The organism is Streptomyces sp. SID14478 (assembly GCF_010548525.1).
Taxonomy (GTDB): Bacteria; Actinomycetota; Actinomycetes; order Streptomycetales; family Streptomycetaceae; genus Streptomyces.
In genome coordinates this window covers 1-21201 of sequence record NZ_JAAGMG010000695.1, presented here as the reverse complement: position 1 = coordinate 21201, position 21201 = coordinate 1, and the positions used below count along the sequence as shown (strand labels likewise).

Sequence of the window (21201 nt, the reverse complement as noted above, 5' to 3'; positions counted from 1 at the left end):
AATGACCGCACGAAGGCGGCACTTGGGGCCGGGCCCGTCCGTGTGCTCCTCAGCCGGCGGCGACCGTCAGCGGAGCGAAGCGACGCGTCCAGTCCCCAGGAAGGTCCGGGGCGCCGTAGTTCATCACCGCGTTCAGGCCGACACCCGCCACGCCGTGCTCCTTGAGCCAGGTGAGGAGCTCTTCGTGACGTACGTCGATGTCGGTCCGCAGGGGCCGGTCCGTGGTCGCCGCGAGGGAGGCGACCAGGGCCTTCGCGGTCTCGGTGTCGCGGGCGATCAGCGGGCCCACGACGTGGGTGTCCATATTGGGCCAGGCGGCGGCGTACCCGATGAGCGCGCCGCCGTCCTCCGCGACACGCAACCGGTCCGCGAAGGCCGGCAGACGGGTCAGGACGTGCGTGCGGTCCGGGCCGAACACCTCGGCGTCCAGACGCAGGATCGCAGGGAGGTCCTCGGCGGTGGCGGGACGTGTGGCGACCGTTGGTGCCGCCGCGCCCGGAAGGAAGTGCCCGCGCACCGTCTCCGCCTGCCCGGTGACCTTGAAGCCCAACTCCTCGTAAAGCGGCCGCCCGTTCGGCGTCGCGTGCAGGGTCAGCGGTGTCGTGCCCGCCTGCTCGACGGCGTACCGCATCAGGCGCCGGCCGACCCCCTGGCGCGCGTACCGCTCGGCGACCAGGACCATGCCGATCGCGCCGAGCTCAGGCCGCTCCCGGGGGCCGTACTCGGTCACCACGAAGGCGCCGAGGAGCCCGCCGTCGGGAGCATCGATGCCGTAGCCGGTACCGGCGCTGAGCAGATGCCCCCATTTGTGCTCCTCGCGGGGCCAGCCCCGGTCCTCGGAGAGGTCGGCGCAGGCAAGCACGTCCCGCCGGGTGAGGGGGCGGATGGGCAGGTCGGAGAGGGAAGGTGTCGACACGCAGGTCAGGCTGTCGGACTCAGACGGTCGGCGTCCACCGCTTTGGGGGCAGTCACCCGGTGCTTTCGGCCACGTCGCGTCAGGCCCCAGGGCTTGAGCACCGAGATCGCGGTCATGAAGACGTACGAGGTCAGCGAGACGAGGGGACCGGCCAGCAGATCGGTCGCGCGGGTCACCTGCCCGCCCGCCGACAGCGTCGCCACCGCGTCGTTGACGCCGGGCCGCAGGGCGAAGATCGAGGCGGCCGTCGTGAGCAGGGTCAGCCAGAACTTGACGTAGACCCATCGGTGCCGGGCAAGCCCCCACCGCGTCCCGAGCGAGAGCACCAGTCCGCTGAGCAGGGTCAGCAGGGCGAGCGGGATCACCAGCCAGTCCGCGAAGAGCTTCATGGCACGGGCCGAGGCCTCCACGGCCAGGCCCGCCCCGGTGGTCGTCGCCGTGACGGCCAGCGTAAGGAGCCCGAGCGTGACGCCGAGCCAGCAGGCGGAGGCGGCGACATGGACAACGAGGAGTGCCCGTCGTGGGCGGCGCTGAAGTTTCACGTGAAACACGGTGCCGGGATCGGCGCCACAGGGCGTCTGACGGCGGGAGTAACCCCGGGTACTAGCGTCGGCGTACACGACGCGACCGGGACCGCACCGCTTCGACCTCGACGGAACGCCGCCGGAGCGCTCGGCGCGGCGGCCAAGGTGAAGGTCGCGGACCGGCTCTGTGAAGGGTTCGCAGGGGGCTGGGCCGACTGCATTGCCTCCGGCGACTCGCTGTCGGACGGGGAACTCTTCCGGGTCGTGCCCGTATCCGTGGCGATCAATGCGGATCGGGCATGTCACGGGACGCGCAACGTACTCCTATGTGGGCGGTGATCTGCGGGAGGCGTACGAATTGGTGCCGCGCGACCGGTAATTGAGGAATTAGCGGGAGGGCTGAGGGGGCTTAATCGGCGGTTAAGGCGGGAGGGACTTGTGCCCCTCGCGGCTGCCGGTATGGTCGACTCCGGTTCGCTCGCGGAGCCTTGAGGAGGCAAAGGGAGCCCGGGCGATGCGCACGCAGGCCGTCGCAGCCTAACCGGACAGGAAGATCGAAGACCCGCACTTTCCGCTTTGCGTTCGGTGCACGGGTTCTCGGTGACACGCTGCGGCGAGGACTGCGGACAATGTCACATTCTTGCCTTACTTGTCCGTAGCGGGCCGGAATGCAGGGTTCAATGTGGGCCGCATTGATTGTCGAGACAACCCGGGGGAAAGCGCACAACTTCCGATCAGTGGAAGACCGTGGCAGAGCACGGTGCACAGAGACCGACCTAAAGATGTTCGAGGCGAGGCACAGCATGGACGCTCCGACCACTACGTCGGCCGATTCCGGTTCGGGCGGCGGGGGCGGCTGGTTCACGCCGCGCAAGGATCCGGTGACGCCGCATCCGGCCCCCTCCGGCCCCGATCAGGACTCCGGAGACGGCCGCCGGGTCTCCCCGGTACGCCCTGTCGGCCGGCCCGAACCGGCCCCGACCGAGCCGGGCGAGGGCCGAATACCGCAGCCCCGCACCCGCCACGAGACGGAGCCCGAGCCGGCCCCGAGGCCCTCGTACGCAGCCCCTGAGCCCCCGCCGGCGGGTCCTGTCGCCGAGCCGCGTCCGCAGCGCCGCGTCCACGAGAACGCCTCGCCGGACGCGATCCTCGTCCGCCGCACGATGGAGGAAGTCGGCCCCGTCGCCGACAAGGTCACCTCGTACTTCTACGCGCTGCTCTTCGTGCGCCACCCCGAACTGCGCCAGCTCTTCCCCGTCGCGATGGACACCCAGCGCGATCGCCTGCTCAGAGCGCTGCTGACCGCCGCGGAGCACGTCGACAACAAGCTCGTCCTGGTCCCGTACCTGAAGAACCTGGGCCGTGGGCACCGCAAGTACGGCACCCAGCCCGAGCACTACCCGGCCGTCGGGGAATGCCTCATCGCGGCGCTCACCAGATACGCCACGACCACCTGGGACGCGGAGACCGAAGCCGCCTGGGTCCGTACGTACACGACGATCTCCCAGGTCATGATCGACGCGGCGGCCGAGGACGAGCTGAAGGCACCGGCCTGGTGGCTGGCCGAGGTCGTCTCGCACGATCTGCGCACCCCTGACATCGCTGTCGTGACCGTCCGCCCCGGGCAGCCGTACCCGTTCCTGGCCGGTCAGTACACGACCCTGGAGACGCCGTGGTGGCCGCGGATCTGGCGGCACTACTCGTTCGCGGCGGCGCCCCGCTCCGACGGACTGCTCTCGTTCCACGTGAAGGCGGTCCCGGCAGGCTGGGTCTCCAACGCCCTGGTGCACCGCGCCCGCCCCGGCGACGTGCTGCGGCTCGGCCCGCCGGCCGGCTCCATGACCGTCGACCACAGCACGGACAGCGGTTTGCTCTGCCTGGGCGGCGGTACCGGCATCGCGCCCATCAAGGCCCTGGTCGAGGACGTCGCCGAGCACGGCGAACGACGGCCGGTCGAGGTGTTCTACGGCGCGCGTACCGACCATGACCTGTACGACATCGACACGATGTTGCGGCTCCAGCAGAGCCACCCCTGGCTCGCGGTCCGCCCGATCGTCGACCGGCAGGCCCATCTCCAGCTGCCGGACGCCGTGCGGGAGTACGGCCCCTGGAACGAGTACGACGCCTATCTGTCCGGCCCGCCCGGCATGATCCGCAGCGGTGTGGACGCGTTGCGCTCCATCGGCATCCCCGGCGACCGCATCCGCCACGACTCGGTGGAGGAACTGGTCGCGGCCGGCGACTGAGTCCCGGCCGACGGAGAGGTCAGCCCAGGTCCGGCGCGTGCATCGCCCGTACGCCCTCGATGTTGCCGTCCAGGTAATGCCGCAGGGACAGCGGCACCAGGTGGACCGAGGCGATGCCGACGCGGGTGAAGGGCACCCGCACGACCTCGTACTCGCCGCACGGCTCCTCGATCTCGGGGCCGTGCCGCTGGTCGAGATCCATCGACTCCAGGCGGCAGACGAAGAAGTGCTGGACCTTCACGCCGGTCGCGCCGCCGTCCTCACCGATGTGCTCAACGGTGTCCACGAAGCACGGCACCACATCGGTGACCTTGGCGCCGAGCTCCTCGTGCACCTCGCGGTGCAGGGCGTCCACGACGGTCGAGTCCTCGGGTTCGACACCGCCACCGGGGGTCACCCAGTACGGGTCGACGCCGGGCTTGGTGCGCTTGATCAGGATCAGGTCGTCGCCGTCGAGCAGGACGGCGCGTGCGGTGCGCTTGACCACGGGTCGGACGGTCATGGGAGAAATGTGGCCCGGCTGGTTCCACGTGAAACATCCGGTGCCGCACATGCCCCGGCTCATGACCAGTCGACAGCAGCGCGCAGCAGCCACTCGTGCGCCCGCGCGATGTGCGGCAGGGCGAGTGTGCCGGTGCGTACGACCAAGAAGTACGTACGCAGCGGTGGCACCGGCGGGTCGAGCAGGGCCACGGCCTCGCCGCTGTCCAGGGCCGGTGCGCACAGATAGCGTGGCAGTACGGACAGCCCCGCGCCGGCGATCACGCAGGACAGCACTGCGCGGAGATCAGGCACCACGACGGTCCCGGAGACGGCGGGGCGGTCGTCGAAGACCGAGGCCCAGTAGCGGGAGACCAGCGGCAGCGACTCATGGACCTCGACCACCGGGAACTTCTCGAGGGACGGTGCGGCGTCGCGATGGACCATGCCCGAGCCGACCCGGGCGGCCCAGCGAGGGGCGGCGACCAGGACGTGCTCCTCGTCGCACAGTGGGGCCGCCGTGAGCAGGGTGCCGCGCGGGCGGGCCGTCGTGATGGCCAGGTCGTGGTGTCCGGCGGCAAGCCCCTCCAGGCACTCCTCCGCTGTACCGAAGGACGCGCGTAAGGCGATGCTCTGGCCGTCGTCGCGGGTCAGCGCCGTGAGGGCGGGCAGTGCCCGTTCCGCGACGAACTCCGGCGGCCCCGCGAGATGCAGGGTGCGGACGGTCGACTCCGCGTCGAGCCCGGCCTCGGTGATCTCGACGAGGGCGTCGAGGTGGGGGGCGGCCTTGTGCGCCAACTCGTCGCCGATGGTCGTGGGTGTCACGCCGCGCGCCTGGCGCAGGAACAGCGGGCGCCCCAACTGCCGCTCCAGGGTGCGTATCTGGGAGGTCACCGCCGGCTGCGAGAGGCCGAGCAGAGCCGCGGCGCGGGTGAACGAGCCGGCGCGATGGACCGTCACAAACGTGCGCAGCAGCGCGAGATCCATGGCATCACGCTTCCCCTCCGGCTCGTGGGTCGCCCCAACTATAAATAAGTCGATAGGTCTCTGTCGCTACCGTGATTGGACACTGACACAGAGTCAACTAGCCTTGTTTGCGCGGTTCTTCGCGCGCAGAACCGGGACGGTCCGAGCCACGAGGGGGGAGGCTCGGGCCGTCCGTTGTGCGTAGTCCGGTACTAGTCCCGCTTCGCGGGTGCCGTCACCCGAGGTGAGGCGCGCACGGCGTCGAGCAGTCCATCGCTCGCCGCCTCCACCATCCTCAGGCACTCCTCGAAACCGCCCATGTCGCCGTAGTACGGGTCCGGGACGTCCAGGTCGGCGCCGTCGGCATCGGGATCGTACGAACGCAACAAGTGGATCTTTTCGGCGTCCTCGGCGGTGGGCGCCATCGTGCGCAGGGCGCGCAGATGACCCGCGTCGAGGGCGACGACCAGGTCGAGGCGGGCGAACCAGTCGCGGTGGAACTGTCGGGCCGTGTGGGCGCAGGTGTAGCCGGCTTCTTCGAGGACGTGCACGGTGCGCGGGTCGGCGCCGTCACCGACGTGCCAGCCGTCGGTCCCCGCGCTGTCGACCTCGACGGTGCCGGAGAGGCCGGCGCTCTCGACGCGCGCACGGAAGACGTGCTCGGCCATGGGCGAGCGGCAGATGTTGCCGGTGCAGACGAAACAGACGCGAAAAGTCATCGGAAGGGCTCAGTCCTCGTCGGGCAGGACGACGTGCAGCGCCCAGGCCACGATCGAGATGATCAGGCCACCGAGCACGGCGGTCCAGAACCCCTCGACGTGGAAGCTCAGATCCAGCTTGTCGGCCAGCCAGGAGGTCAGCAGCAGCATCAAGGCGTTCACGATCAGCGTGATCAGGCCGAGCGTGAGGATGAAGAGCGGGAAGGTCAGGAGCTTCACGACCGGCTTCACGAGGACGTTGACCAACCCGAAGATCAGCGCCACCAGGATCAGCGTGCCGACCTTCTTGCCGGTGCTGTCCCCGGTCAGCGTGATCTTGTCGAGCACCCAGACCGCCACGGCCAGGGCGCCCGCGTTGGCGATCGTCTTGACTAGAAAATTCTTCATGTGTCTGATCGTGGCAGACAACACCTGTGACGAGTGTGGGCAGCGAGGACGACGAGGCGATGAAGGCATTCCGACTGGATGACCTGGAGGCGGAGCGCGCCGCCAACGACGGCGCGTATCTGCAGTTCCTTCGCGAGCGGAACATGTCGGTCGGTCTGTACGCGCTGGACGCGGGGGAGCACGACCCGCAGCAGCCGCACCGCCAGGACGAGGTCTACCTCGTGGTGAGCGGCCGCGCCTCGCTCACCGTCGGTATGGAGACGACGCAGGTCGCCCGCGGCAGCGTGGTGTACGTACCGGCCGGTGTGGCCCACAAGTTCCATCACATCAGCGAGGACCTGCGGGTCATGGTGGTCTTCTCTCCCCCGGAGAGCTGAGTCCGTACCCCCGGGTTCCCTAAGGGTCGGGTCAGGGGAGGACAAGGGATCGCAGGGCCCCGCGCGGGTCCTCGACGTGTCAGCATCGAGTGCAGGAAGTCAGAGGAGTCCCGACGGGGGCCTCCGGAGCGAAGAAGGAGCGAGGGCAGTGCGAGAGATATTCGCGGGCATGCCGTGGTGGGTGAAGTGGGTCGCGGTGCCGGTCATCGCCCTGGTCGTGTTCGGCGGGCTGATCGCCAGCGTCGTCGGCTTCGTGATCGGGCTGCTCTTCAAGGTGCTGGTGTTCGCCGCACTGGTGGGTGGACTCATCTACGTCGTACGGAAGTTCATGGCGGGCTCGTCCTCGCGCAGCGACTGGTGAGCCGCGGCGCGGGCGCGGGTGGGTGGCCCGGTGGTTGCGTCATGCGACCGTTCGCACGACCGGGGGAAGTTTTCGTTCCGGGCCCGCACCAAGCGGTGGCCAAGGATTAAAGTCCGGAATCCGACGGCTTCACCCCCGTGAGCCCCGGATACGCGGGGGGCCCACGCGCATACGGGAGTGAACCTTGGCCACGGCTGAACCCGCACCCGCATCCCCGCAGACGCTCATCGGTTCCGTCCAGCGGGCCATGCGGCTGCTTGAAGCGGTCTCCTCGCACGACGAAGGAGCACCGGCCAAGCAGCTCGCCAGGGAGGCCGGGGTCGCCCTCCCCACCGCGTACCACCTGCTGCGCACGCTCGCGCACGAGGGCTATCTCCGCAAAGAACGCGGGGTCTTCGTGTTCGGGAACGCAACCGAGCGGCTGAGCAGCAGCGGAGCGCAGCAGAATCGTCGCAGCATGATCACCGACGCGCTGCGCCACTGGCGCGACACCATGGGTGTTCCCGTCTACTTCGCGCTCTACCGCGAGGGCGAGATCGAGATCATCGACGTCGCCGACACGCCCGCCAATCCGGCCGTCGAGGAATGGGCGGACTTCCGCGAGACGGGCCATGCCCACGCGATCGGCCAGTGCCTGCTCTCGCAGCTCGACGAGGGGGCTCGCCGGGACCACCTCGACCGCTATCCGGCGCGGTCCATCACCCCGTATTCGGTGCGTGACGACAGCTCACTGCTGCGCAAGCTGCGGGACGTGGGGCGGATGGAACCCGTCGTCGAGCGCCAGGAGTACGCGCTCGGCACGGCGTGCGCCGCGTTCCCCATCACCATCGGCTCGACCGCCGCGGCCCTGGCCATTTCTCTCCCTTCCCATCAGGCGGAGAAACTGCTGCCCGCCGTACGGCAGTTGCAGCACGAGATCGGGCAGCTCGTAGGGACACTCGCCTTCTCTATCAGCATCTGAAAACTCACTCCTTGTAATCCCCCGTGTACGTTGAGCAAGATGCCAGCAGTGTCAGGAAGGTCATTCCTGGCCAATCGACGGCAAGTTGACGGGGTAGGCGATGCGCGAGTCGGTACAAGCAGTTCAGGCAGAAGTCATGATGAGCTTCCTGGTTTCCGAGGAGCTCTCGTTCCGCATCCCGGTGGAACTCCGGTACGAGGCGGGGGATCCGTACGCGGTGCGGCTGACCTTCCATCTTCCCGGAGACGCGCCCGTGACCTGGGCTTTCGGCCGGGAACTCCTCGTCGACGGGGTCAACGGAGCCACCGGCGACGGCGATGTGCGGATCTCTCCCGTACTGCTCGCGGAGGGCGGCGGAGCCGGCGAGCTGCCGGGCGAGGTGCACATCCGGCTCCAGGTAGGCGCCGACCAGGCGCTGTTCCGGGCCGGAGTGGCACCTCTGATCGCGTTCCTGGACCGCACGGACAAGCTCGTCCCGCTCGGTCAGGAGCAGGCCCTGGCCGATTTCGAGGCCGAACTCGACGAGGCCCTGGACAAGATCCTCGCCGAGGAGCAGAGCGCGGGCTGACCCGCGGCAGGACCGGCCCTGACGTAACGCTTCGGCAGTGCGGTGCACCCGAGCCGCTCCGCACGCTCAGCGCTTACGTCGCCGGCCCCGGCCACCGCGGACAGGAGCGGCCTTCCCGGACTCCGGGGGCCCCGGACGGTCGGCGGAGACCACCAGTGCGGCAAGAGCTGTGGTCACCGGCACGGAGGCCACCAGGCCGATCGAGCCGACCAGCGTGCGGACGATCTCCTCGGCCACCAGCTCACTGTTGGCCACGTCGACCACGCTGGACTGCGCGATCGAGAAGAGCAGCAGCAGGGGCAGCGCCGCGCCCGCGTACGCGAGCACCAGGGTGTTGACGACGGACGCGATGTGGTCGCGGCCGATCCGGATGCCGGCCCGGTACAGGCCGCGCCAGCCCATCGTCGGGTTGGCCTCGTGCAGTTCCCACACCGCGGACGTCTGGGTCACCGTGACGTCGTCCAGGACGCCGAGCGAGCCGATGATGACGCCGGCGAGCAGCAGACCGCTCATGTCGATGTGCGGGTACAGACCGTGGATCAGGCCGGTGTTGTCGTCCGTGTTGCCCGTCAGCGCGGCCCAGCCGATGAACAGCGAGCCCAACAGGCCGATCAGCAGCAGCGATACGAGGGTGCCGAGTACGGCGACCGAGGTGCGGGCCGACAGGCCGTGGCACATGTAGAGCGCGATCAGCATGATGGCGCTGGCCCCCACGACCGCGACGACCAGGGGATTCGACCCCTGGAGGATCGCGGGCAGGATGAAGAAGGTCAGCACCAGGAAGCTGACCGCGAGCGCGACCAGCGCCATGAGACCTCGCAGGCGGCCCACCACGACCACGGCCAGGGCGAAGATTCCGGCCAGCAGCGCCATCGGGATCTTGCGGTTCACATCGGTGACCGAGTACTGCAGATTCTCCGGGGCGTCGGGCGCGTAGGCGACGATCACCTTCTGGCCCTGGTGCAACTGCCGCGGTGAGTCCGGCTGGACGACCTCCGTGAACGTACGGCCCTTGTCCTTGCCCGTGTCGACGCGGATGGTGGCGTTCTCACAAGTGCCGGTGGCCTGGTGCCGGGCAGCGGAACCCTCGGCGGTGGACGTGTCGCCGGGGGGCGTGTCCCCCGAGGCGTTCACGGACGAGCAGTTGACCTTCGCGACCTTCGCCACCGTGGCCTGCTGCGTCTGCCGGTCAAAGCCGACACCGGTGCGCTCGTGGGCCGGGGCGCCGCCGGGCCACAACACCGCGAGGCCCACGACGACGGCGACGGAGAACGGCACGAGGATCGCCGCGATGACCTTGCGCAGGTGCTGGGAGACGGGCGCGGCCGGGCCGTGACTGTGCGAGTGGCCGTGGTCTCCGGGGCCGTGTCCTGCGCCCGACGACCCGGACCCGTGCGGTGGTTGGGGCGGCGGAGGCGGGGGCTGCTGCGTGGTGGTCACCGCCCGATCATCGCAAGAACGGCAGGGGCCCTCTGGTCAACGCGTCCGACATGACGCTAGCGTGGAGGCACCTTTGCACACGCGGGAGCTCGGAGCACCGGGCTGAGAGGGCGCTGACCTTCGTCCCCGTTTCACGTGAAACAGCGTGGAACGTCATGGACGGACATCGCTGCGTCGACCGCCGAACCTGTTACCGGGTAATGCCGGCGTAGGGAGTAGGTCTACATGACCACAACGGACGCACGCACGCCTGCCTCCAGCGGCGAAGAGCCGGAGGCCGGGAAGTCCATCGGCTGGCACAAGGGGTACATCGAGGGTTCGCGCCCCGACCTCCACGTGCCGGTCCGGCAGGTGCATCTCACCAACGGGCAGGCCGTCACGCTGTACGACACCTCCGGCCCGTACACCGATCCGACCGTCGACACCGATGTCCGCAGGGGCCTCGCGCCCTTGCGGGAGAACTGGATCATCGCCCGCGGCGACACGGAGGAGTACTCCGGCCGCCCCGTCCGCCCCGAGGACGACGGCATCAAGCACACCTCGCCGCGCGGCGGACTGCGCAACCTCGACGCGGTCTTCCCGGGCCGCCCGCGCCAGCCGCGCCGCGGCCGGAACGGCGAGGCAGTGACCCAACTCGCGTACGCCAGGCGAGGCGAGATCACCCCGGAGATGGAGTACGTGGCCATCCGGGAGAACGTCGCACCCGAGGTCGTCCGCGACGAGATCGCGGCGGGCCGGGCCGTCCTGCCCGCCAACGTGAACCACCCGGAGATCGAGCCGATGATCATCGGCAAGAGGTTCCTGGTGAAGGTCAACGCCAACATCGGCAATTCGGCCGTCACTTCGTCCATCGAGGAGGAGGTGGAGAAGATGACGTGGGCGACCCGCTGGGGCGCCGACACCGTCATGGACCTCTCCACCGGCCGCAACATCCACACCACGCGCGAGTGGGTACTGCGCAACTCCCCCGTCCCCATCGGCACCGTGCCGCTCTACCAGGCCCTCGAAAAGGTCGACGGCAAGGCCGAGGAACTGACCTGGGAGATCTACAAGGACACGGTCGTCGAGCAGGCCGAGCAGGGCGTGGACTACATGACGGTCCACGCCGGCGTCCGTCTTCCGTACGTCCCGCTGACCGCCAACCGCAAGACCGGCATCGTCTCGCGCGGCGGCTCGATCATGGCCGCGTGGTGCCTCGCGCACCACAAGGAGAGCTTCCTCTACGAGCACTTCGAGGAGCTGTGCGAGATCCTCGCGGCGTACGACGTCACGTACTCGCTCGGCGACGGCCTGCGCCCCGGCTCCATCGCGGACGCCAACGACGAGGCCCAGTTCGCGGAGCTGCGCACGCTCGGCGAGCTCAACTCGATCGCCAAGCGGCACCACGTCCAGACGATGATCGAGGGCCCGGGCCACGTCCCGATGCACAAGATCAAGGAGAACATCGACCTCCAGCAGGAGATCTGCGAAGAGGCGCCGTTCTACACGCTCGGCCCGCTGACCACCGACGTCGCCCCGGCGTACGACCACATCACGTCCGGGATCGGCGCAGCGATGATCGCCTGGTGGGGCACGGCGATGCTCTGCTACGTCACGCCCAAGGAGCATCTGGGTCTGCCGAACAGGGACGACGTGAAGACCGGCGTCATCACGTACAAGATCGCGGCACACGCTGCGGACCTCGCCAAGGGACATCCCGGCGCCCAGGAATGGGACGACGCACTGTCCGACGCCCGCTTCGAGTTCCGGTGGGAGGACCAGTTCAACCTGGCGCTCGACCCGGACACGGCACGGGAGTTCCACGACGAGACGCTGCCCGCCGAGCCCGCGAAGACCGCGCACTTCTGCTCGATGTGCGGCCCGAAGTTCTGCTCGATGAAGATCTCGCAGGACATCCGTCGCGAGCACGGCTCGACCAAGGCCGAGGTCGAGGCGGGCATGGAGCAGAAGTCGAAGGAGTTCGCCGACGCGGGCAACCGTGTCTATCTGCCGATCGCCAACTGACCCGGCTGAGGCGTATCCGCGGATGACGGGGGCTCGGGGCCCGCGCAGGTCGCCCCGAGCCTCGCGCCGGGTCACGGCCCCGGGCCCGGCCGGAGGGTCAGTCCGGCCGGTGCTCGGGGCCGCCGAAGTCCGGACTGGAGAAGTCCGGGCTGGAGTAGCCTGCGCGCTGCCCCGTGGCCGTGCCGCCGCCGTCGGGGCTGCTGAACCCGGGCCTGTTGTAGCCGAGCTGCGGCATCCGGTTGGTGGAGCCGCCCCGGCCACTGCCCAGGGACGCGGCGCCGCCCGTCGAGGGCCCGGCCAGGGCGTCCCGCAGGAACGGCAGGATGCCGCGCTCGAGGAGGGCCTTGCCCCAGGCCTCCCTGGCGCGCGCCACCTCCTCGCTGCCCTCGCCGTGGGCGCTCGCCTGGAGCGAGGTCGACCCGTTGCGCAGGGCCGTCAGGAGCAGGCAGACCGCCGCGACGAGGATGCACACCGCGGTGAGCGCGCCGAAGACCCAGCCGGTCGCCAGCAGCGTGTCGGCGAAGTCCGGCGGCGGGTTGAGCATCTTCAGGATGTAGCCGACCAGCAGGAAGATCGCGGCGGCGGTCCCGGCGAGTACCGGGGCGAGCACGACGGCGACCGCGGCGATGCCGGGCCCCGTGGTCTCCGCGACCTCACTCACGGTGGCGGCGAAGCCCATCGGGTTTCCGCCGGACTCGGCCGTGCCGGAGGTGCCTCCTTCACGTAGCGAACGGACGGGCCGCGGGGCGGTACGCAGTTCCTCGCGGACCTGGACGTAGTGCTGGTACTCGGTGGCTGCCGCCGTGCTGATCAGCGTGGCGGCGCCGAGCGCCATGGTGCGCAGCTGTTCGGGGTTGAGCCGCTGGCCCACTGCGGCGAGATCAGGCCGGTCGGGTGCGGTACGCAGCGCCTCATCGAGGATCCGCTCGAACTCCGGGCGGTCCTCGTTCAGCAATTGCGGAGCGCTGTTCATGTGCATCCCCCGATGCTCCGTAGGGCTTGGTGGCCCGCATGGTTACGAGCCGTCTGGCAGAAACGGAGGGGAGCCTGCTACGGATAAGCCGATGGTAGAGCGGTCACGGCACGCGGTGACAGGGGGTTTCCGGAAATTGGCCCGCCCGCCCGCCGGATCCTCCGCTTACCGCGCCTTCCCGGTGAACTCGTCGATATCCATGGGCAGTTGCTGGACCAGCAGCTTTCCGGCCATGGTCACTCCGCCGTCCATGGCGATGGCGAGGCCGCCCGCGTACACGTGCGGTCCCTCGACGACCGGCCCGCTGTCCCCGTCCTCGGCGCCATCGGCGCCTGCCTCGGTGCCGACCTCGCCGAGGAGGTACGGGATCGGGCTGTGGCCGTGCACGACGCGCGAGCCGCCGAACGCGGCCAGGAGTTCGCGGACCGCGCCCGGGCCGGACTCCTCGTCGCGGAACGCGAAGCGCTTGGTGAACTTGCGGAACAGGTCCCAGCACTCGTCCGCGTCGTTGCGCGTGAGCGTCTCGCGGATCGTGTCGTTGACGGCTTCGATGGAGTCGCCGTAGTCGAGATAGGCCGTGGTGTCGGAATGCATCAGCAGGTGGTCGTCCTCGCTCTCGATCGCGTCGAGCCGGGACATCCACTGCAGGTGCACGTCCTGCAGGCGGTCCATGTCGGCCTTCTGGCCGCCGTTGAGCAGCCAGGCCGCCTGGAAGGTGGCGGTGCCCGCGCCGGAGTTGACGGGGGTGTCGCCGAACCGCTTCGCGCCGAGCAGCAGCAGCTCGTGGTTGCCCATGAGCGCCTTGCAGTAGCCGCCGGCCGCGGCCGCCTCGGCGGACAGCCGCATGACGAGGTCGATGACGCCGATCCCGTCGGGCCCGCGGTCGGTGAAGTCGCCGAGGAACCACAGGCGCGCGTTGCCCGCCGCCCAGGTGCCCTCCGCGTCGATCAGGCCCTGCGCCGCGAGCGCCGCGAGCAGTTCGTCGAGGTAGCCGTGCACGTCACCGACGACGTACAGCGGGCCCATCCCCTCGCCGGACGGGACGGGCGCCGGAGCCGGGGCCTCGACCTGCACGGTGTCCCCCCGGTTGATGACCGGCAGGTCACGCGCGGTCGGTGTGTAGCCGTCGGGATGTTCCTCGGGGTCGGGGGCTCCGGGGGCCGGGTCGGTCGCCACCACGTTCGCCGGTACGTCATGGACGTACGCGGGAACACGGAAGTCGCGCAGCGTCTCCGTGCGCGCTGCGGGTCCCTGACCGGCCCCCTGAGTCATCGACCCCTCCACCACCATTGCGCCGCCTGTGCACCGGATCGGACTGCCTGGTCGCAGCGGCCCGCGGTGTCGTGCGCCCATCATAGGAATGCGGCTCGCACTGTGTGATGCACCAGGGGTGGTGAATCGGTGACGGGCGGCTGTTCACCACACTTTTCTCCCGAATTGGTGTGGACTTTTCCGCGAGGTTTCCGGGTGACGGACAGTCCCTACCCCTGCCCTGCGGAGCGGGGCGGGCTGACCGTGGTGCGCGGAGGGCGGCGCTGGGAGGAGGTCCGCACGATGAGTTCGGTCGGTATCACCTGCTCGACCGGCTGGTCCGAGTCCACTCCCTCGATGGCGTCGATGAGGAGCTGGACGACGGCGGTGCCGATGCGTCGCGGCTTGAGCGACAGCGTGGTGATGGGCGGTTCGGTGTTGGCGTACACGGTGGACTCGCTGCAGCACACGAGCAGCAGGTCCTCCGGCACCCGCAGGCCGTAGCGGCGGGCCGCGGCGAGCAGGTCCGTGCCGTTGGGGTCGAACAGGCCGTACACCGCGTCGGGGCGGTCGGGCCGGGCGAGCAGCCGGTCGGCCGCGACGGCTCCCGCGCACGGGTCGTGCGCGGGGTAGGACTCGTAGACGGGTTCCTGCCCGATCCGCTCGCACCAGCGCAGGTACGCGGAGGTGGAGAGGTGGGTGTAGGTGTCGGTGGTGGTGCCGGTGAGCAGGCCGATGCGGCGTGCGCCGGCCTCGGCGAGGTGGTCGAGGATGCCGAGCACGGCGGCCTCGTGGTCGTTGTCGACCCAGGCGGTCACGGGCAGGCTGCCCGCGGGACGTCCATCCGAGACGACGGGCAGTCCGTGCCGCACCAGCTCGGTGACGACCGGATCGTGGTCGGAGGGGTCGATGACGACGGTGCCGTCGAGGGCGACGTTCGACCAGACGTCGTGGCGTGAGGTGGCGGGCAGGATGACGAGGGCGTAGCCGCGGGCGAGCGCGGCGGAGGTCGCGGCTCTCGCCATTTCCGCGAAGTACGCGAATTCGGTGAAGGTGAAAGGTTCATCCCCGTATGTCGTCACGGTCAGGCCGATCAGGCCCGACTTGCCGGTACGGAGCGTGCGGGCGGCCGCGGAGGGGCGATAGCCCAACCGGTCGGCGACCTCGCGGACATGGCGTCGGGTGGCGTCCGGGAGCCGGCCCTTGCCGTTGAGCGCATCGGAGACAGTCGTGATCGAGACCCCGGCGGCGGCGGCAACGTCTCTGATGCCTGCCCGGCCCGGCCGGGTGCCCCTTCGGGTCGTCTCCGCCCGGCTCACCTGGTGCTTCCCTGCTGCTGTCATGGCGAGCCGATAGTAGGGCTCATGCGGCTGCATGGCGGGGGCGCATATGCACGCGTTGACAGGCACGTTTCTGCATGGTGATAGATCGTCAATGACCTTGGAATACAAGGGAGTTGCGGGTCACGGCAGTGGGACGTCACTTGTCGGCACCCATGAGCCTGCCAAGTCGGCGATGTTGCGAGTAGGTCTCAACTCACCTTCACGGGTGATGCGCGCCACGGCGCGAGCCACCGGCGCGCGCCAGGGCGGGGAGCGCTCCCCCCTCCGCGTACGCCTTCACGTGCCGGTACGGCGACGGAGGGGGACCGGCCCATTGGGGCGGGCGCGGAATCCTCTTAAGGTGAGCAGTATTGGAACGGTGGCCACAAGGAGGACTGCGGTGAGCGAGACGAACCCCAAGCTGCGTGCTGCGCTGGAGGGGGTCCCCGCCTATGTGCCGGGCAAGCGGGCCGCTGCCGGAGGGCCGGTGGCGTACAAGCTGTCCTCCAACGAGAACCCCTATCCCCCGCTGCCCGGCGTCATGGAGCAGGCGATCACCGCGGCCGGGAGCTTCAACCGCTACCCGGACATGGCCTGCACGGACCTGATGAACGAGCTGGCCGACCGCTTCGGCGTGCCCGTCACGCACCTGGCCACCGGCACCGGCTCGGTCGGCGTCGCCCAGCAGCTGCTCCAGGCGACCAGCGGGCCGGGTGACGAGGTGATCTACGCGTGGCGTTCCTTCGAGGCGTACCCGATCATCACGCAGATCAGCGGTGCGACGTCGGTGAAGGTGCCGCTCACGCCGAGCGAGGACCACGACCTTGACGCCATGGCCGACGCGATCACCGACCGCACCCGCCTCATCTTCGTCTGCAACCCCAACAACCCCACGGGTAACGCCATCCGCCGGGCCGAGCTGGAGCGGTTCCTGGACCGGGTGCCCGCCGACGTGCTGGTCGTGCTCGACGAGGCGTACCGGGAGTTCATCCGCGACGCCGAGGTGCCGGACGGCGTGGAGATCTACCGGGACCGGCCGAACGTGGCGGTGCTGCGCACCTTCTCCAAGGCGTACGGGCTCGCCGGGCTGCGGGTCGGTTTCGCCATCGCGCACGAGCCGGTGGCGGCCGCGCTGCGCAAGACGGCCGTGCCCTTCGGCGTGAGCCAGCTCGCGCAGGACGCGGCGGTCGCCTCGCTGCGCGCGGAGGACGAACTGCTCGGCCGCGTCGGCTCGCTGGTGTCCGAGCGCACCCGGGTCGTCGAGGGGCTGCGGGCGCAGGGCTGGACGGTTCCGGAGACGCAGGCCAACTTCGTGTGGCTGCGGCTGGGGGACCGGACCACGGACTTCGCGGCCGCGTGCGAGAAGGCCGGCGTGGTCGTGCGGCCGTTCGCGGGCGAGGGGGTGCGTGCCACGATCGCCGAGACCGAGGCCAACGACATCTTCCTGCAGACGGCAGAGGCGTTCCGCAAGGAGCTCTGACCCCCCCTTCGCCGTACGGCCGGTTCGACGCTCCGTCGGGCCGGCCGTACGTGTGTGTGCGGCCCGTCCTGTGACCCTCCTCGCGTTCGGGCACCCCCCTTCAGATCCCGACAACCGGTACGACATAATGCTTGTGAATGTGAACGCGTTCACAAGCGTGTCCCGGTTCCTCCCGGGATCAGTGGGATTAAAGGGGCAAACTGCCGCTGTGACCACGGCGATGTGAAGGAGAGACGCAGTGGACCCAACGTTGGCCTTGGCGCCGGAGACCCTGGCGCGATGGCAGTTCGGCATCACCACCGTCTACCACTTCCTGTTCGTCCCCCTGACGATCTCGCTCGCGGCGCTGACCGCGGGGCTGCAGACCGCCTGGGTACGGACGGAGAAGGAGAAGTACCTCAGGGCGACCAAGTTCTGGGGAAAGCTCTTCTTGATCAATATCGCGATGGGTGTCGTCACCGGCATCGTGCAGGAGTTCCAGTTCGGCATGAACTGGTCGGACTACTCCCGCTTCGTCGGTGACATCTTCGGAGCGCCGCTCGCCTTCGAGGCGCTGATCGCGTTCTTCTTCGAGTCGACCTTCATCGGCCTGTGGATCTTCGGCTGGGACAAGCTTCCGAAGAAGATCCACCTCGCCTGCATCTGGATGGTGTCGATCGGCACGATCCTGTCCGCGTACTTCATCCTCGCGGCCAACTCCTGGATGCAGCACCCGGTCGGCTACAAGTACAACAAGGCCACCGGGCGGGCCGAACTCACCGACTTCTGGCACGTGCTGACCCAGAACACGGCACTCACCCAGGCTTTCCACACGCTGTCCGCCTCGTTCCTCACGGGTGGCGCGTTCATGGTCGGCATCGCGGCCTTCCACCTGGCGCGCAAGAAGCACATCGCGACGATGAAGACCTCGCTGCGGCTCGGTCTGATCACCGTCGTCATCGCCGGTCTGCTCACCGCGATCAGCGGCGACCAGCTGGGCAAGGTCATGTTCAAGCAGCAGCCGATGAAGATGGCCGCGGCCGAGGCGCTGTGGGACGGCCAGGACTCGGCGCCCTTCTCGATCTTCGCCTACGGGGACGTGAGCAAGGGGCACAACAGCGTCGAGCTCTCCATCCCCGGGATACTGTCCTTCCTCGCCGACGACAACTTCTCCTCGTACGTCCCTGGCATCAACGACACCAACAAGGCCGAGCAGGAGAAGTACGGGCCCGGCGACTACCGGCCGATCATTCCCGTCACCTTCTGGGCCTTCCGCTGGATGATCGGCTTCGGCATGGCGTCCTTCGCCATCGGCCTGGTCGGACTCTGGCTCACCCGCAAGAAGTTCATGCTGCCGCAAGCCCTGAGGACGGGTGAGGACGAGCCACCGAACCTGGTGCTGTTCAAGAACAAGGCCCTCAGCCCGAAGTTCACCAAGCTCTACTGGATCGTGGCCCTGTGGACCATCGGGTTCCCGCTGATCGCCAACTCCTGGGGCTGGATCTTCACCGAGATGGGCCGTCAGCCGTGGGTCGTCTACGGCGTCCTGCAGACCCGCGACGCGGTCTCCCCCAGCGTCTCGCAGGGCGAGGTCATCGCCTCGATGACCGTCTTCACCCTGCTGTACGCGGTGCTCGCCGTCATCGAGGTCAAGCTGCTGGTCAAGTACGTCAAGGCCGGCCCGCCCGAGCTCACGGACGACGACCTCAACCCGCCCACCAAGATCGGCGGAGACCGTGACGCCGACAAGCCGATGGCCTTCTCGTACTGAGGCCCAGGGAGCTGACGAGTCATGGAACTTCACGACGTCTGGTTCGTACTCATCGCGGTCCTGTGGATCGGATACTTCTTCCTGGAGGGATTCGACTTCGGGATCGGCATCCTCACCAAGCTGCTGGCCCGTGACCGTACCGAGCGGCGCGTCCTGATCAACACGATCGGGCCGGTCTGGGACGGCAACGAGGTGTGGCTGCTCACGGCCGGCGGCGCGACCTTCGCCGCCTTCCCCGAGTGGTACGCGACGCTCTTCTCGGGCTTCTATCTGCCCTTGTTGATCATCTTGGTCTGCCTCATCGTGCGCGGTGTCGCCTTCGAGTACCGCGCGAAGCGGCCCGAGCAGAAGTGGCAGACCAACTGGGAGCACGCGATCTTCTGGACCTCGCTGATCCCGGCGCTGCTGTGGGGTGTGGCCTTCGGCAACATCGTGCGCGGCGTGAAGATCGACAAGGACTTCGAGTACGTCGGCAACTTCTGGGACCTGCTCAACCCGTACGCGATCTTGGGCGGCCTGGTCACCCTGACGCTGTTCACCTTCCACGGTGCGGTGTTCGCGTCCCTCAAGACGCTCGGCGACATCCGGGCGCGGGCACGGAAGGCGGCGCTGTTGCTCGGTCTGGTGACCGCGGTACTGGCGCTCGGCTTCCTGATCTGGACCCAGGTGGACAAGGGCGACGGTGGCTCGCTGGTCGCGATGATCGTGGCCGTGGTCGCGCTCGTCGGGGCGATCGTCGCCATCAAGGTGGGGCGCGAGGGCTGGTCGTTCGCGCTGTCCGGCGTCACGATCGCGGCGGCCGTCGCGATGCTCTTCCTGACGCTGTTCCCGAACGTCATGCCGTCCTCGCTCAACCCGGACTGGAACCTCACGGTCTCCAACGCCTCGTCGAGCCCGTACACGCTGAAGATCATGACGTGGTGTGCGGGCATCGCGACGCCGATCGTGCTGCTCTACCAGTCGTGGACCTACTGGGTGTTCCGCAAGCGGATCGGCACGAAGAACATCGCTGCCGACGTCGCCCACTGAGCCCCGTCTCGCCTACGTGAGGGTGTGTTTCACGTGAAACCGATCGACCAGCGCCTGCTCCGGTACGCCCGGGCCACGCGACTCTTCCTGCTCGCGGTCGTCGTCCTCGGCGCCGCCGGGGCGGGCCTGGTGATCGCTCAGGCGATGCTCATCGCCGAGGTGGTGGTGGGCGCTTTCCAGCACGGCTTCGACGTGGGGCGACTGACCACGCCACTGGTGCTGTTGGCGGTGGTCGCCGTGGGGCGCGCCCTCGTGTCCTGGCTCACCGAGCTGGCCGCGCACCGGGCGAGCGCGGCGGTCAAGTCGGAGTTGCGCGGTCGGCTGCTGGAGCGGGCGACGCAGCTCGGGCCGCAGTGGCTGACCGGGCAGCGCACCGGTTCGCTGGTGGCGCTCGCGACGCGGGGCGTGGACGCGCTCGACGACTACTTCTCGCGCTACCTGCCGCAGTTGGGGCTCGCGGTGGTGGTCCCGGTGGCGGTGCTCGCCCGCGTCGTCACCGAGGACTGGGTGTCGGCGGCGATCATCGTCGGCACGCTGCCCCTCATTCCGATCTTCATGATCCTCATCGGCTGGGCCACCCAGTCCCGGATGGACCGGCAATGGCGGCTGCTGTCCCGGCTGTCGGGGCACTTCCTCGACGTGGTGGCCGGGTTGCCGACCCTGAAGGTGTTCGGCCGTGCCAAGGCACAGGCCGAATCCATCCGCACCATCACCGGCGCGTACCGACGGGCGACGATGCGCACCCTGCGGATCGCCTTCCTGTCGTCCTTCGCCCTGGAACTGCTCGCGACGCTGTCGGTCGCGCTGGTCGCCGTGACCATCGGCATGCGGCTCGTGCACGGCGACATGGACCTCTCCGTGGGCCTGGTCATCCTGGTGCTCGCGCCCGAGGCCTATCTGCCGCTGCGCCAGGTCGGCGCGCAGTTCCACGCGGCGGCCGAGGGCCTCGCCGCCGCCGAGGAGATCTTCGACGTCCTGGAGACACCGCTGCCCCCGTCCGGCACGGGAGGCGTCCCTTCCGTCACCGGGATCGGGTTTGAAGACGTTTCTGTTCGCTATGAGGGACGCGTCGAGAACGCCGTCTCCGCGGTGTCCTTCGAGGTCGCCGCAGGGGAGACCGTGGCCCTTGTAGGGCCGAGCGGCGTGGGCAAGTCGACTCTCCTGAGCGCCCTGCTGGGTTTTGTACGCCCTTGTAGCGGGCGGGTCCTCGTCGGCGGCGTCGACCTTGCCGAGGTGTCGCGGGAGGCGTGGCACGCGCGCGTGGCGTGGGTTCCGCAGCGCCCGCAGCTGTACGCCGGGTCGATCGCGGACAACGTAAGGCTCGCCGCGCGCCCGGACGCGGACGACGAGGCGGTGCGGGAGGCGCTGCGGGAGGCCGGCGCGCTGGAGTTCGTCGACGCGCTGCCCGACGGCGTGCGCACCGCGCTCGGCGAGGACGGGGCCGGTC

Annotated in this window: 20 protein-coding genes, 1 pseudogene and 1 riboswitch; of the genes and pseudogenes, 11 read left to right on the top strand and 10 right to left on the bottom strand. The window is 69.1% G+C overall.

Going from position 1 to position 21201, the window contains the following annotated elements; translation table 11 throughout:
- Positions 1 to 49 precede the first annotated feature (49 nt).
- Positions 50 to 916 carry a GNAT family N-acetyltransferase gene (locus tag G3I40_RS22900; RefSeq protein WP_164304011.1) on the bottom strand — a complete coding sequence of 289 codons (867 nt, stop codon included), beginning with the start codon at positions 914 to 916 and terminating at the stop codon, positions 50 to 52.
- Positions 917 to 921: 5 nt separating this feature from the next.
- Positions 922 to 1458, bottom strand: a complete 537-nt coding sequence (locus tag G3I40_RS22895) for a DUF2269 domain-containing protein (RefSeq protein WP_343245005.1) — start codon at positions 1456 to 1458, stop codon at positions 922 to 924.
- 114 nt (positions 1459 to 1572) lie between these two features.
- Here G3I40_RS22895 and G3I40_RS47320 point away from each other — a divergent pair.
- Positions 1573 to 1819 (top strand): annotated as a pseudogene (locus G3I40_RS47320) (hydrolase); the annotation flags it as partial.
- Positions 1820 to 2243: 424 nt separating this feature from the next.
- A complete protein-coding gene (locus tag G3I40_RS22890) occupies positions 2244 to 3686 on the top strand; it encodes a globin domain-containing protein (RefSeq protein WP_239091898.1) in 1443 nt (480 codons plus the stop codon).
- Between the two features lie 19 nt (positions 3687 to 3705).
- Here G3I40_RS22890 and G3I40_RS22885 read toward each other — a convergent pair whose 3' ends face one another.
- The 4 genes from G3I40_RS22885 to G3I40_RS22870 all read right to left on the bottom strand — a co-directional run bounded on the left by G3I40_RS22885 (position 3706) and on the right by G3I40_RS22870 (position 6238).
- The gene (locus tag G3I40_RS22885; protein WP_164304008.1) at positions 3706 to 4188 is read right to left on the bottom strand and encodes an NUDIX hydrolase; all 483 of its coding nucleotides are present in this window, start codon (positions 4186 to 4188) and stop codon (positions 3706 to 3708) included.
- A gap of 59 nt (positions 4189 to 4247) precedes the next feature.
- Positions 4248 to 5153 (bottom strand): LysR family transcriptional regulator, encoded by a 906-nt coding sequence (locus tag G3I40_RS22880; protein WP_164304007.1) that lies wholly within the window; start codon positions 5151 to 5153, stop codon positions 4248 to 4250.
- A gap of 191 nt (positions 5154 to 5344) precedes the next feature.
- On the bottom strand, positions 5345 to 5851 hold the full coding sequence (locus tag G3I40_RS22875) for a low molecular weight protein-tyrosine-phosphatase (RefSeq protein ID WP_164304006.1): 507 nt from the start codon (positions 5849 to 5851) through the stop codon (positions 5345 to 5347).
- Positions 5852 to 5860: 9 nt separating this feature from the next.
- On the bottom strand, positions 5861 to 6238 hold the full coding sequence (locus tag G3I40_RS22870; RefSeq protein WP_164304005.1) for a phage holin family protein: 378 nt from the start codon (positions 6236 to 6238) through the stop codon (positions 5861 to 5863).
- Between the two features lie 59 nt (positions 6239 to 6297).
- Here G3I40_RS22870 and G3I40_RS22865 point away from each other — a divergent pair, with 59 nt between their 5' ends.
- From G3I40_RS22865 to G3I40_RS22850, 4 genes are all read left to right on the top strand, one after another.
- Complete coding sequence (locus tag G3I40_RS22865; RefSeq protein ID WP_164304004.1) at positions 6298 to 6615, top strand: cupin domain-containing protein; 318 nt, start codon at positions 6298 to 6300, stop codon at positions 6613 to 6615.
- 148 nt (positions 6616 to 6763) lie between these two features.
- Positions 6764 to 6976, top strand: a complete 213-nt coding sequence (locus G3I40_RS22860; RefSeq protein WP_164304003.1) for a DUF5326 family protein — start codon at positions 6764 to 6766, stop codon at positions 6974 to 6976.
- A gap of 184 nt (positions 6977 to 7160) precedes the next feature.
- Positions 7161 to 7937 (top strand): helix-turn-helix domain-containing protein, encoded by a 777-nt coding sequence (locus G3I40_RS22855; RefSeq protein WP_275410214.1) that lies wholly within the window; start codon positions 7161 to 7163, stop codon positions 7935 to 7937.
- A 100-nt stretch (positions 7938 to 8037) separates the two neighbouring features.
- Positions 8038 to 8505 carry an SsgA family sporulation/cell division regulator gene (locus G3I40_RS22850; RefSeq protein ID WP_164304002.1) on the top strand — a complete coding sequence of 156 codons (468 nt, stop codon included), beginning with the start codon at positions 8038 to 8040 and terminating at the stop codon, positions 8503 to 8505.
- Between the two features lie 66 nt (positions 8506 to 8571).
- Here the strand turns inward: G3I40_RS22850 and G3I40_RS22845 are convergent, their stop codons facing one another.
- Positions 8572 to 9945: a YibE/F family protein gene (locus tag G3I40_RS22845; RefSeq protein ID WP_164304001.1), complete on the bottom strand. Its 1374-nt coding sequence runs from the start codon at positions 9943 to 9945 to the stop codon at positions 8572 to 8574.
- Between the two features lie 71 nt (positions 9946 to 10016).
- Positions 10017 to 10177, top strand: a riboswitch (TPP riboswitch).
- Between G3I40_RS22845 and thiC the strand changes: the two genes are divergently transcribed.
- On the top strand, positions 10171 to 11949 hold the full coding sequence (thiC, locus tag G3I40_RS22840; protein WP_164304000.1) for a phosphomethylpyrimidine synthase ThiC: 1779 nt from the start codon (positions 10171 to 10173) through the stop codon (positions 11947 to 11949). Its footprint overlaps the riboswitch before it by 7 nt.
- Before the next feature lie 97 nt (positions 11950 to 12046).
- Here the strand turns inward: thiC and G3I40_RS22835 are convergent, their stop codons facing one another.
- The 3 genes from G3I40_RS22835 to G3I40_RS22825 form a co-directional block, all read right to left on the bottom strand.
- Complete coding sequence (locus G3I40_RS22835) at positions 12047 to 12928, bottom strand: hypothetical protein (protein WP_164303999.1); 882 nt, start codon at positions 12926 to 12928, stop codon at positions 12047 to 12049.
- A gap of 159 nt (positions 12929 to 13087) precedes the next feature.
- A complete protein-coding gene (locus G3I40_RS22830; protein WP_164303998.1) occupies positions 13088 to 14194 on the bottom strand; it encodes a metallophosphoesterase in 1107 nt (368 codons plus the stop codon).
- Between the two features lie 209 nt (positions 14195 to 14403).
- The gene (locus tag G3I40_RS22825) at positions 14404 to 15516 is read right to left on the bottom strand and encodes a LacI family DNA-binding transcriptional regulator (RefSeq protein WP_164303997.1); all 1113 of its coding nucleotides are present in this window, start codon (positions 15514 to 15516) and stop codon (positions 14404 to 14406) included.
- A gap of 379 nt (positions 15517 to 15895) precedes the next feature.
- On the opposite strand from G3I40_RS22825, the gene hisC reads away from it, so the two are divergent.
- The 4 genes from hisC to cydD all read left to right on the top strand — a co-directional run.
- Positions 15896 to 16975: a histidinol-phosphate transaminase gene (hisC, locus tag G3I40_RS22820; protein WP_164303996.1), complete on the top strand. Its 1080-nt coding sequence runs from the start codon at positions 15896 to 15898 to the stop codon at positions 16973 to 16975.
- Positions 16976 to 17213: 238 nt separating this feature from the next.
- Positions 17214 to 18725, top strand: a complete 1512-nt coding sequence (locus G3I40_RS22815) for a cytochrome ubiquinol oxidase subunit I (RefSeq protein WP_343245004.1) — start codon at positions 17214 to 17216, stop codon at positions 18723 to 18725.
- 21 nt (positions 18726 to 18746) lie between these two features.
- A complete protein-coding gene (cydB, locus tag G3I40_RS22810) occupies positions 18747 to 19754 on the top strand; it encodes a cytochrome d ubiquinol oxidase subunit II (RefSeq protein WP_164303995.1) in 1008 nt (335 codons plus the stop codon).
- Positions 19755 to 19787: 33 nt separating this feature from the next.
- On the top strand, positions 19788 to 21201 hold a 1414-nt coding region (cydD, locus tag G3I40_RS22805; RefSeq protein ID WP_164303994.1), incomplete at its 3' end, for a thiol reductant ABC exporter subunit CydD.

Bases quoted from the DNA above. Each gene is read 5' to 3' on its own strand.
- G3I40_RS22870 (WP_164304005.1), bottom strand. From the start codon at position 6,238: ATGAAGAATTTTCTAGTCAAGACGATCGCCAACGCGGGCGCCCTGGCC.
- G3I40_RS22825 (WP_164303997.1), bottom strand. From the start codon at position 15,516: ATGACAGCAGCAGGGAAGCACCAGGTGAGCCGGGCGGAGACGACCCGA.
- G3I40_RS22830 (WP_164303998.1), bottom strand. From the start codon at position 14,194: ATGACTCAGGGGGCCGGTCAGGGACCCGCAGCGCGCACGGAGACGCTG.
- G3I40_RS22875 (WP_164304006.1), bottom strand. From the start codon at position 5,851: ATGACTTTTCGCGTCTGTTTCGTCTGCACCGGCAACATCTGCCGCTCG.
- G3I40_RS22865 (WP_164304004.1), top strand. From the start codon at position 6,298: ATGAAGGCATTCCGACTGGATGACCTGGAGGCGGAGCGCGCCGCCAAC.
- cydB (WP_164303995.1), top strand. From the start codon at position 18,747: ATGGAACTTCACGACGTCTGGTTCGTACTCATCGCGGTCCTGTGGATC.
- G3I40_RS22850 (WP_164304002.1), top strand. From the start codon at position 8,038: ATGCGCGAGTCGGTACAAGCAGTTCAGGCAGAAGTCATGATGAGCTTC.
- G3I40_RS22885 (WP_164304008.1), bottom strand. From the start codon at position 4,188: ATGACCGTCCGACCCGTGGTCAAGCGCACCGCACGCGCCGTCCTGCTC.
- G3I40_RS22835 (WP_164303999.1), bottom strand. From the start codon at position 12,928: ATGCACATGAACAGCGCTCCGCAATTGCTGAACGAGGACCGCCCGGAG.
- G3I40_RS22880 (WP_164304007.1), bottom strand. From the start codon at position 5,153: ATGGATCTCGCGCTGCTGCGCACGTTTGTGACGGTCCATCGCGCCGGC.
- G3I40_RS22890 (WP_239091898.1), top strand. From the start codon at position 2,244: ATGGACGCTCCGACCACTACGTCGGCCGATTCCGGTTCGGGCGGCGGG.
- thiC (WP_164304000.1), top strand. From the start codon at position 10,171: ATGACCACAACGGACGCACGCACGCCTGCCTCCAGCGGCGAAGAGCCG.